7 protein-coding genes are annotated in these 10,806 nt (G+C 46.6%); 3 read left to right on the top strand and 4 right to left on the bottom strand.

Annotation, left to right across the window (positions count from 1 at the left end):
• Positions 1-171 precede the first annotated feature (171 nt).
• The 3 genes from IH598_06910 (at position 172) to IH598_06900 (ending at position 4,244) form a co-directional block, all read left to right on the top strand.
• A complete protein-coding gene (locus tag IH598_06910) occupies positions 172-2,490 on the top strand; it encodes an NADP-dependent malic enzyme (protein ID MBE0638230.1) in 2,319 nt (772 codons plus the stop codon).
• A 183-nt stretch (positions 2,491-2,673) separates the two neighbouring features.
• Entirely contained in the window at positions 2,674-3,423 is a 750-nt protein-coding gene (locus IH598_06905) for a transporter (GenBank protein ID MBE0638229.1), read from the top strand.
• Between the two features lie 5 nt (positions 3,424-3,428).
• Positions 3,429-4,244 carry a ZIP family metal transporter gene (locus tag IH598_06900; GenBank protein MBE0638228.1) on the top strand — a complete coding sequence of 272 codons (816 nt, stop codon included), beginning with the start codon at positions 3,429-3,431 and terminating at the stop codon, positions 4,242-4,244.
• Positions 4,245-4,322: 78 nt separating this feature from the next.
• On the opposite strand, the gene IH598_06895 is transcribed toward IH598_06900, so the two are convergent.
• The 4 genes from IH598_06895 to IH598_06880 all read right to left on the bottom strand — a co-directional run.
• Positions 4,323-4,685, bottom strand: a complete 363-nt coding sequence (locus IH598_06895; GenBank protein MBE0638227.1) for a DUF2237 domain-containing protein — start codon at positions 4,683-4,685, stop codon at positions 4,323-4,325.
• Positions 4,686-4,802: 117 nt separating this feature from the next.
• Positions 4,803-7,613, bottom strand: coding sequence for a DNA gyrase/topoisomerase IV subunit A (locus tag IH598_06890; protein MBE0638226.1), 2,811 nt, complete (start codon positions 7,611-7,613; stop codon positions 4,803-4,805).
• A gap of 416 nt (positions 7,614-8,029) precedes the next feature.
• Positions 8,030-8,572 (bottom strand): hydrolase, encoded by a 543-nt coding sequence (locus IH598_06885; GenBank protein ID MBE0638225.1) that lies wholly within the window; start codon positions 8,570-8,572, stop codon positions 8,030-8,032.
• Between the two features lie 181 nt (positions 8,573-8,753).
• Positions 8,754-10,806: BatA domain-containing protein (locus tag IH598_06880; GenBank protein ID MBE0638224.1), on the bottom strand; the 2,053-nt coding region annotated here is incomplete at its 5' end.

Here is a 10,806-nt window from a genome sequence, read left to right as displayed (position 1 = left end):
ACAAAATTTATAACCGTTCTAATTAGCTCTTTTAATGCTGAATATCAGATTTATCACTCAGTTTCTTCTTATTCATCATTTTGAAAATTAGCGATTAAGCCTTTTGAAATGCAAAGTATTGATTAGTTTTGTAGGGTTAGATTTTTAACACAATCAAAAGTTAACCAAATTATGCTGGACAATTTATTCAGGAAAGACGCCCTTACTTATCACGCAGAAGGGCGTCCGGGAAAACTGGAAGTTATTCCATCCAAACCTTACTCAACAAAGCGTGACCTGTCGCTGGCCTACACTCCGGGGGTAGCCGACCCTTGTCTAAAGATCAAGGACAATCCGGACGATGTTTACAAATACACCATGAAAGGCAACCTGGTGGCGGTTATCTCCAACGGCACTGCTGTGCTTGGACTTGGCGATATCGGCGCACTGGCCGGTAAACCTGTAATGGAAGGAAAAGGACTCCTGTTCAAGATTTTTGCCGATATCGATGTGTTCGATATCGAAATTGATCTGAAAGACCCGCAGAAATTTATTGACACAGTTGTAGCCATTGCACCAACATTTGGAGGCATCAACCTGGAAGACATCAAAGCGCCTGAGTGCTTCGAGATTGAGGAAAAAATCCAGGCCGCTGTTGACATCCCCATTATGCACGACGACCAGCATGGCACAGCCATTATCACATCAGCAGGGTTGCTCAATGCTGTGAAAATTACAGGTAAACGAATTGAGGACATGGTGATCGTGGTCAATGGTGCAGGAGCATCCGCAATTTCCTGCACAAGGTTGTACCAAAAGCTTGGCGCCAAACCCGAAAACATCATTATGCTTGACAGCAAAGGGGTGCTGCGCCGCGATCGTACCGACCTGAATTATATGAAGAAGCAATTTGCCACCGACAGAGATATCCACACCCTGGCCGAAGCCATTGATGGCGCCGACATGTTCCTTGGCCTTTCTACTGCCGGAGTACTCAAAAAAGAACTCCTGTTAAAAATGGCGCCGCACCCGGTTGTATTTGCACTGGCCAATCCCGTTCCTGAGATCATGTACGACGAAGCCGTTTCAGTGCGCGATGATTTGATCATGGCTACCGGGCGCTCTGATTACCCCAACCAGATCAACAACGTGCTTGGCTTCCCGTTCATCTTCCGCGGAGCAATGGATGTGAGAGCAAAATGTATTAACGACGAGATGAAACTGGCCGCTGCATACGCCCTGGCCGAACTGGCCACCGAGCCGGTACCAGACGAGGTTAACATTGCTTATCATGCCACCAATTTTGCCTTTGGTAAAGATTATATCATTCCAAAACCATTTGACCCGAGACTGATTACCAGACTTGCCCCTGCTGTTGCCAGGGCAGCCATGGAATCCGGAGTTGCCCGTAAACCGATTACCAACTGGGACGTTTACAACGAGTTTCTCCAGAAAAAAATGGGGACAACAAACCCCATCACCCGACAAATCAGACACCGGGCAATAGAAGAACCCAAACGCGTGGTTTTCGCTGATGCGGAGAACTATAAAATGCTTAAAGCGGCTGAGTTTGTGCTAAATCAACAAGCAGCCTATCCGATTTTACTGGGCGATAAAGACAAGATCCTTGAACTCATCCAACTGCACGAGCTTGATATTCCTAACCCGGAAATTATTGATCCACGTTCAGCCGGCGAAAATGACAGAAGGCGCCAGTTTGCGGAGCTACTTTTCCAGAAACGAAACCGCAAAGGGATTACCCTCAGCACAGCCCTTGACAGACTGCACCACCGCAATTACTTCAGCCCTATGCTGGTCGAAACAGGTTATGCTGACGCCATGGTCTCAGGCCTCACCAACAATTATCCTGACGCCATAAGACCGGCCATCGAAGTCATTGGTAAAAAACCACATGCTGCGCTGGTTTCAGGCATGTACATCATCAATACCAAGGAAGGGCCACTTTTCCTTTCCGACTGCACGGTAAACAAAGAACCCAATGTGCAGCAACTGGTTGAGATTACCCTGCAGACTGCTTTTGCCGTTAAACAGTTCAACCTCACACCACGCGTGGCCATGGTAACTTATTCCAACTTCGGCAGTAACCGCGGCCGTATCCCCGATATGGTAAGCGAAGCCGTCAGTATTCTTCACCGGGACTATCCCAAACTGATCGTCGACGGTGAAATCCAGGTTGACGTAGCCCTCAATGCCGAAATGCTCGAAGAAAACTTCCCTTTTTCCAAGTTGAAAGGTGGCCCGGCTAATACGCTGATTTTCCCATACCTTACTGCCGGTAATATTGCCTATAAACTTTTACGTGAGGTGGGTAAGTTTGACGTGATCGGCCCGATCCTTAATGGACTCAATAAATCCGTTCATGTGCTGCACTTTGGAAACAGTGTGCAGGAAATCATCAATATGGTAATGGTGGCCGTTCTCGACGCCCAGTGTGTCCAAAACCGTCATAAAGAAAAATGCAAAGACGACTTCCTGGCCAGCTTCAGGTAGAAAGCTGCAATATGCCATGAAAAAGCCTCCGTTGATCAATTGACGGGGGCTTTTTTACTTAAAAGGGACCGTTGAGAAGAATGAGGGATAGCTGATTAAAATGAGTTATCACCTTCCAATGTGTGCCATATTCTTTACTTTTGGCCAAACCAATTTTCAGGTAAATTAAACAATTGAAAAACCATGAATCGATTCATTTTGAGCCTTACTGTAATGTTTATCATGAGTAATGTCTTAAATGCCCAGATTGTTACAGACCGCCCGGACCAAACGGAATCTTCGACAACAATTCCAAAAAACAGTCTTCAGGTTGAAATGGGATTTGGAACCGGGGACTTCGACGGTACGAGAATATCATTGCTTCCTACGGCCTTGTTCAGGTATGGGATTTTTGAAACCCTGGAACTTCGATTGGCAGAACATGTTACAATTTACGATGATTTAGCAAACGATGATCCTGAATTTGGTCTGAGTGATATGGAAGTAGGGTTCAAATTGCAAGTACTCAGAAAGGAAGGTGTCAATTCCGAAATTGCTTTTATTTCTCATTTAATTCTTCCCACTGGTTCACCGGATTTGACCAATTCAACGTTGGGTACAGTAAATAAAGTGGCCATTTCTCACACTATAAATGATTTGATTGGCTTGGGCTATAACTTAGGCTACAACTATTTTGGTGACGGAAATGGTGATTTGACTTACTCAGCAGCATTAAGTTTCGGCCTTTCGGATAAGTTCGGAATGTTTGTGGAACCTTTCGGTGAGTATTCCAACTTAACAACATGGACATCAAATCTCGATGGTGGTCTGACTTATTTATTAAAGGACAATTTTCAACTGGATTTTTCATTGGGTGTCGGATTAAATCATAAAATGAATTTCTTTGCCATTGGTTTTAGTTGGAATAATAATTTTAAACAGAGTAAAAACTAATCATTATGAATCTGGATTTTTTGTTTGAATACAATCCTGTTTTGCTGGCTCTTTTTGCCACTTTGTTTACCTATGGTTTAACAGCACTTGGCTCTTCGATGGTTTTTTTCTTCAAAACCATCAATAAAAAGATATTGAATTCGATGCTTGGTTTTGCTGCAGGTGTGATGATTGCAGCCAGTTTTTGGTCACTGCTCAAGCCAGCAATAGAAATGGCTGAGGAACATGGTTCACTATCATGGATGCCTGCCCTGGTTGGTTTTCTGAGTGGAGGAGCATTTCTGCTTCTGATTGATAAGCTGTTACCCCACCTTCACCTGGGCTTGTCAGTGGACAAAGCAGAAGGGATCAAGACATCCTGGCAACGGAGTGTTTTGCTTGTGCTGGCGATTACCCTCCACAACATCCCTGAAGGACTTGCAGTTGGAGTTGCTTTTGGCGCACTGGCCAATAATCCTGATTCAGGAATGCTTGCCGGTGCAGTTGCACTGGCCATTGGGATTGGCTTACAAAACTTCCCCGAAGGTGCAGCCGTTTCCATTCCTCTAAGACGAGAGGGCTTTTCGAGATTAAGAGCGTTTAACTACGGCCAGATATCAGGAATTGTGGAACCCATTGCAGGGGTTCTTGGCGCTTATCTTGTTCTGACCATGACACCTTTACTCCCGTATGCTTTATCATTTGCAGCAGGTGCAATGATTTTTGTGGTTGTCGAAGAGCTAATCCCGGAGTCCCAAACCGGAAATGAAACTGACTTATCCACCATTGGCGCTATGTTGGGATTTGCCACGATGATGTTCCTTGATGTGGCATTGGGATAATCCTGGATTTCATTGCTTCGTTTTCAAATCAAGGAATTTTTCTGGTTGATACTCAATTGTTCTGAAGTGAGTTTCAAATCATTCCGAGTAGGCGTGTTTCACTAAATCTTCAAGGTCAATCAGCCTGAGGGTACTTTCGTTGGTGGCTTCAAGGATAACAGGCGGGGCAACACCGGCCAGGAAGGCTTCTTTCCAGCGCAAGGCACAAAGACACCACCGATCTCCCGGGCCTAATCCGGGAAAGCGATACTGCGGCATGGGTGTTATCAGGTCATTGCCACGATCGAAGGAAAACCGCAGGAATTCTTCGGTCATCACTGCACAGACCGTGTGAGTTCCATAATCGTCTTCGCCGGTGCGACAAATACCATCGCGATAAAAACCGGTCACCGGGCGCTGACTGCAGGGCTTTAGAGTTGTTCCAAAAACGTTGTTGGCCATTTCTATAATTTTTTGCACTTAACAAGTTTCGTTGGAGGTTTGTTTGTTAGCCGGGAGAATAAGCCATCAACCGAGCAGTTGGCCAACGCAATGAAATGAGCATCAATATGACCACTGCTAAAACAAACTCATTTGCCCGGGTATCTCACCGGCGCCGGATTTTGGTTTTTTCTTTTCAGTGATGTGAACTTCAGGAACAACTGGTTTGGGTGAAGTGTCTTCTTTCGTTACTTCATCCTGGAATTCCTCAGGCCTGGGTGTCATTTCTTCGACTGGCTGGTTTTCCTCCTGAACAGTTATGATTTCTTCAGGTTCATCAATCACTTCAAACTCAATGTCCGGTTCGTCGGGCAGAACCTCTGCATCATCTTCAGTCACTTCAGGCTCCGGTGGTTCCAACCATTCCAGTTTTTTAATGAAATATTTCGACAACCTTTTACCTTTGGCTTTGTGGCTTTTCACCCCGATAAACTCCTCCGCATTCACAACTTCGTTGGGAATTTCCTTCTCATTGCGCTTGTGGTCGAAAAACAATTCGAGCATTGGATTTTCATCCACCGAGAGGGTGATGAACTTAGAGTCAGGATCGTCGTTTACGAAGGCAGTTTTCTTATCAGTTTCCTCAATGGTAAAACGTTTGAGGTAATGAAAACCGGTTTTCCCTTCGAGGTAAACCGCAGTGAAGACTTGTTCAGGGTCATACTGCCCGATGTAGATCAGGTCGGAGTCGAAATGGGTGCTGATTTCGAAACCGGTCAGACGGTAGTCGCCCGATTGCATCAACGACAGGATTTTATCGGTTCCCTTGAACGCGCCAATGTATTGCCCGCGCTCCTCGGTATTCAGCCGTTTCACGCTGTCGTCAAACCAGATGTCCATGGCGCCAAGGGTGGAAATGCCCTCTTCTTTGATCACCACCTTGCGCACCTGATTTTTCGTGAGCGTGTTTCCCTGTGAGTTTCTGCCCTTAATCGCCAGTGTGCTGAAATCGTAATCAAGCGAAGTCTTTTTCAATTTGGGCTTGGGCTTAAGCTGAACGGTCACTATTTCGGCCTCTCCGTTTGGATTGGCTGAGAAATAGAGCACCTTGCTGTCCGGTTTGCCTTTGGTGAGGTTGTACTCTTTGTCGCGCGTAACACCAACAACAGCGAAGCGCTTAACATAAGCAGCGCCAATCTTTCCGTCGCGGTAAATGGCATTGTAGATCGTGCGCTCGTCATTTCGCTTGAAAACATCAATATGGATGATATTTTTACCTACAAAAAACTTCGGTGAAACCTTGGTGACGAGGAAAGTACCATCTTCGCGGAAGGCGATGATATCGTCAATATCGGAGCAGTCGCACACAAATTCATCCTTCTTCAGCCCTGTACCTGCAAAACCTTCCTCGCGGTTTACATATAACTTTTCGTTGGCAGCAGCCACGAGAGTCGCTTCGATGTTGTCGAAGTTTCTGATCTCGGTCTGACGATCTTTGTTTTGTCCGTATTTTTTTTTGATTGCCCTAAAATAATTGATCGCAAAATCAATCAGGTGATGCAAATGGTTTTCTACCTCCTCCAGTTCAATCTCAATCCCGCGGATGGTTTCGTCAGCCTTGAAGGTATTGAATTTAGAGATACGTTTGATCTTGATTTCTGTCAGCCTGAGGATGTCCTCGCGGGTGATGGTCCGTTTGAAAAGATGCTTGAATGGCTCCAGACCCAGGTCAATGGCATCAATCACAGCTTCCCATGTTTCGCATTCCTCAATGTCGCGGTAAATCCGTTGTTCGATAAATATTTTTTCGAGTGATGAAAAATGCCACTGCTCCTCCAGTTCGCTTTTACGGATTTCCAACTCCATCTTCAGCAGGTTTACCGTGCTGTCGGTGGAAATTTTCAGGATTTCGTCCACACCGATGAAATGGGGTTTGCCATCATAAATCACACAAGCGTTGGGCGAAATGGAAACTTCGCAATTGGTGAAAGCGTAGAGGGCGTCAATGGTTTGGTCGGGTGAGATGCCTGGCTGCAACTGGATTTGAATTTCGACCTTATCTGAGGTATTGTCGTCAATCTTTTTAATTTTGATTTTCCCTTTGTCGTTGGCGGCAATGATGGACTCAATCAGGCTGGTGGTGGTAGTTCCGAAAGGGATTTCGGTGATCGTCAGGTTTTTCTTGTCCTCGAGCTTGATGCGGGCGCGCACCCTCACCTTTCCACCGCGCAACCCCTTGTTGTATTTGGAAAAATCTGCCAGTCCGCCACCAAGGAAATCGGGTAAAATCTCAAACTCTTTCCCTTGCAGGTATTTGATCGAAGCGTCAATCAGTTCGTTGAAGTTGTGAGGGAGAATCTTTGAAGCCAGCCCAACAGCAATGCCTTCAACGCCTTGCGCCAGCAGCAGCGGGAACTTCATCGGCAGGAAGATCGGTTCGCGGTTTCTGCCGTCGTAGGAATCCTTCCATACTGTCGTTTTAGGATTGAAAGCCACCTCGAGGGCAAACTTTGAGAGGCGGGCTTCGATGTAGCGCGGCGCTGCAGCACTGTCGCCGGTGAGCACATTACCCCAGTTACCTTGCATGTCAATCAGCAACTCCTTCTGACCCAACTGCACCAGCGCCTCACCGATGGAAGCATCGCCGTGCGGGTGGTACTTCATCGTCTGACCGATAATGTTGGCCACTTTGTTGTAACGCCCGTCGTCCATCTCGTACATGGCATGAAGGATGCGGCGCTGCACAGGCTTCAGCCCGTCCATCACATCCGGCACGGCGCGCTCGAGGATCACGTAGGATGCATAATCCAGAAACCAGTTCTCGTACATCCCGTCCAGGGCGATGATCTTGAAGGAACCATCGCCTGATTTGGTCTGCTCGTGATGCTCCGGCGGCTCCGGGTTCAGTATCTGTTCATTTTCCTGGTTTTCAATCAGATTGTCATCCATTTTTTAAATTCGATCCTTTTTTGCGTTATGTGCGGTCATCCTCAATTTGGCTTTCTTTATCCGTCGGCTTGCAGCCTGCAAACTCAACTAATCGACTTGCAAAATTAGTTTACATTTTTTGCATGAGATCAAAAAGCTGATATTATTTCCTTATTCGATGGGAAACATCTGTAAACAAACACATTCAATCTGATTTCGAAGCCAGTCACACGGTGAATCACATGCAAAAGCCGTTACAGTTTAAGGTTTGGTGAGAGTTTGGTAAAATCACCCCGTGAGTTGCCGGCAAAAGCCACCGCAATCGCATTTTTGGTATGGTTTGATAACATTCACGGCGTGACAGGCCAGAAAGATGGTGGTAAAGTAATCCTAAGATGACTTCAAAACCCTGCGGGTCTCCAGGTTGCTGCTTTAGCTTACTTCACCAGCTTCGAAATCTTTTTAAATTCCTCAGTTCCTGAGTGGCGCAGGAGTTCAAATAAAATGGACTCATACGTGGAAATGATCGCCCCTTCCTGTCGCATCCGTTGAATGGCAATGGCTTTGTCGTTTGGATTGCGCGAACCCACGCAGTCTTCGATCACCACAGGCTGGTAGCCTTGCTTTATCAGATCAATTGTAGTCTGGAGCACGCATACATGGGTTTCGATGCCGGCGATGATGACGTTTTTTGTTGAAAGTGCCGCAAACTCTTTGCTGAACAGCGTATCGTCACAGCAACTAAACGCCTGCTTTTCGATAACCGGAATGTCATTTACCAACACTTTCAATGGTTCGATGGTGAAGCCCAGCCCTTTGGTGTACTGTTCGGTAACCATGATCTTCACCCCGATGGCCTTCAGTCCTTCGATGAGGATGCCGGTGTTGCGGGTGAGTTGCTCATTATCTTTGATAAAAGGATAGAGCCGCTCCTGCATGTCAATGATTAATCCGATGGTTTCGTTGGCTAAAATTCTCATGATATTATGTTGTTTTTAAGTGTCAGCAAGAAAACTCTATTTGTTGAAAATCATTGTTTGCCCCAACCCTCCCGAAGTCTCGGGATAAATTCCGGGAGCAATGATTTTCAACGATTTACTCTCTTTAGGGTGGGGTAAAAAAATCGTTGAAAATCATATACAAGGTGTTTTCTTGCTGACATTATTTTAAAAATCTAAGTAAAACCACTTCGCCAAAAAGGAACAGCAAAGCGAGGATGATAAAAAACTTCCACAGCCGGATCCCTGCGTTGAGTTCGGCGATGACCTCGGTGAGTGAGCGGTCGGTTGATTTGATGACCGAGAAATTATCCAGCCCGCTGTCAATCAGCAGCTTTTCGAGGTCGGCTCTGGAAAATGCGGACAGGTCAGACTCTTTGCGGTTGTAGTTGAAAGCCACACCGGCCAACACCTGGTCGTTATGGTTAACATTGTAATGGCCGGCTTCTTTGATCTGATTTTGGGTAAAAATTTCGGTTTGCGAAAACACCGAACGGATTTCAGGGATCACCTCAAATTCCCGGTCCACACTTCTGATCCTGAATACCTGGTCGCCTTCGGGCAGCCCGCCTTTCAGCGAAATCTGCTCATTTTCACCGGCCAGATAATACAGCTTGGCAGCGCCCTGGCTCAGCAAACCGATTTTGTAAAGCGTCGGAACAAATACTGCGTGTCGGACAAAATTTGACCATTCAGCACTTAGTGGCGCCGCAAACAGGTAAAGCATTCCATTGCCAGCCGGCTCGCTACCCAGGAAAATGTTGCCATTCTGCATCTCGAGCAGGCTTTCCATCATTGAGTTGGGCTGACGGCGAATGGTGTAATGCGTAAAAACCACCGGCAGGTCAATGTTGTCCTGCACCGATTCAAATACATCATCGTAAACCTTGTTAAGGATGTTGATGGATGAAACGCGGGTTTCGGACTGGTTTTTTTCAGCAAGGAAAGCGGTGTTCATATTCTGGAAAAACTGACGATAGTTATCCAGGTCGGCCATTTCACCGGGGAAAACAACAATGTTACCGCCTCTTTCGGCAAAGCGTTTTAGTTCGGTGGAAAGCCCTGAAGGGATCACATTCAGTCCGTTGAGGATGATCAGGTTGTACTGGTTGAAAGTAGAGTAATCGAGCCGGTTCTCGTCAATATTCTGGAAAATGAAGGTCGAGTCGTTTCTGAAAAGTGAGTTGAGGTAGGTACTTTCACCGCCGGAATTGATGGCCAGCAAAGGAATCTCATCGCTAACCTCAAAGGTAAAGAAAAGCGCATCGTCATAAGTGATCGGGAAATCCGTGATCTCGAGCTTTGCATACTGAATTCCCGCGTCGTGGATTGTAAAAGGCATCGCTATTTCTAAATCCTTTGCCGCCATGATGTCGAAACTGGCGATGGCGCGCTGTTGCCCGCTCACGATCAGCTTCACCGGTATTTTTTCAAAATCATTTTCCGAAGCATTCCTGATCCGCACATTCAGCCGCGCCAGTTGACCCACGCGGTAAGCCGGCGCATCAAACCAGGCGGTATCTATGTAGAGATTATTTTTCTCAGTGGCCTCAACCGGCAAAAGGTAAGCAGTGATGCTGGTGTCCGGTACTATGAGCTCGAAGTTGGAAATGTTTTTCTGGAAGTCGGAGATCATCACTGCTACTCTCCCGTCCTGTTTCTCTTCATAAAAAAGATCGGACTGCCGCTTGTAAACTTCTGCCACCGGGCGGCTTGCCGGCGAAATCTCCACTTCATCCAGCAACTCCATGAACTCTTCCCGGCTTACATACCGTTGATGAAAGCCCTCAAAATCGTTGGTGAGCAGTTGAAAAATATCGGTCGTGCCGTAAGCCATCGCCACTTCGCGGGCTTTGTTCACAGCTTCATCGAGCAAGGCGCCCTGAGCCGAAGGCAACCCCATGCTGAAAGAGTTATCAATGTAAATGCTTACGGCATTGCGCGATTCACGCTTTGCATCGGTATCGCCTGCCGGGATGTAAGGCTGGGCAAAAGCCAGCACCAGCGCCACAATGGCCAGAATGCGCATCAGCAGCGTGAGCAGGTGCTTGAGCTGCGACTGCTTCTGGGTTTTCTGCTGCAACTCCTCCAGAAACTTCACATTGGTGAAATAGACCTTCCGGAACTTCCTGAAGTTGAACAGATGAATAATAATGGGGATGGCAATGGCCGCGAGGCCATACAAAAACAAAGGGTTAACAAATTCCATACGCAAT

The sequence above is a fragment of the Bacteroidales bacterium genome (genome assembly GCA_014860585.1).
GTDB lineage: Bacteria > Bacteroidota > Bacteroidia > Bacteroidales > 4484-276 > RZYY01.
Note: the sequence above shows the minus strand (reverse complement) of the source record. Positions and strands in the feature narration are given on the sequence as shown.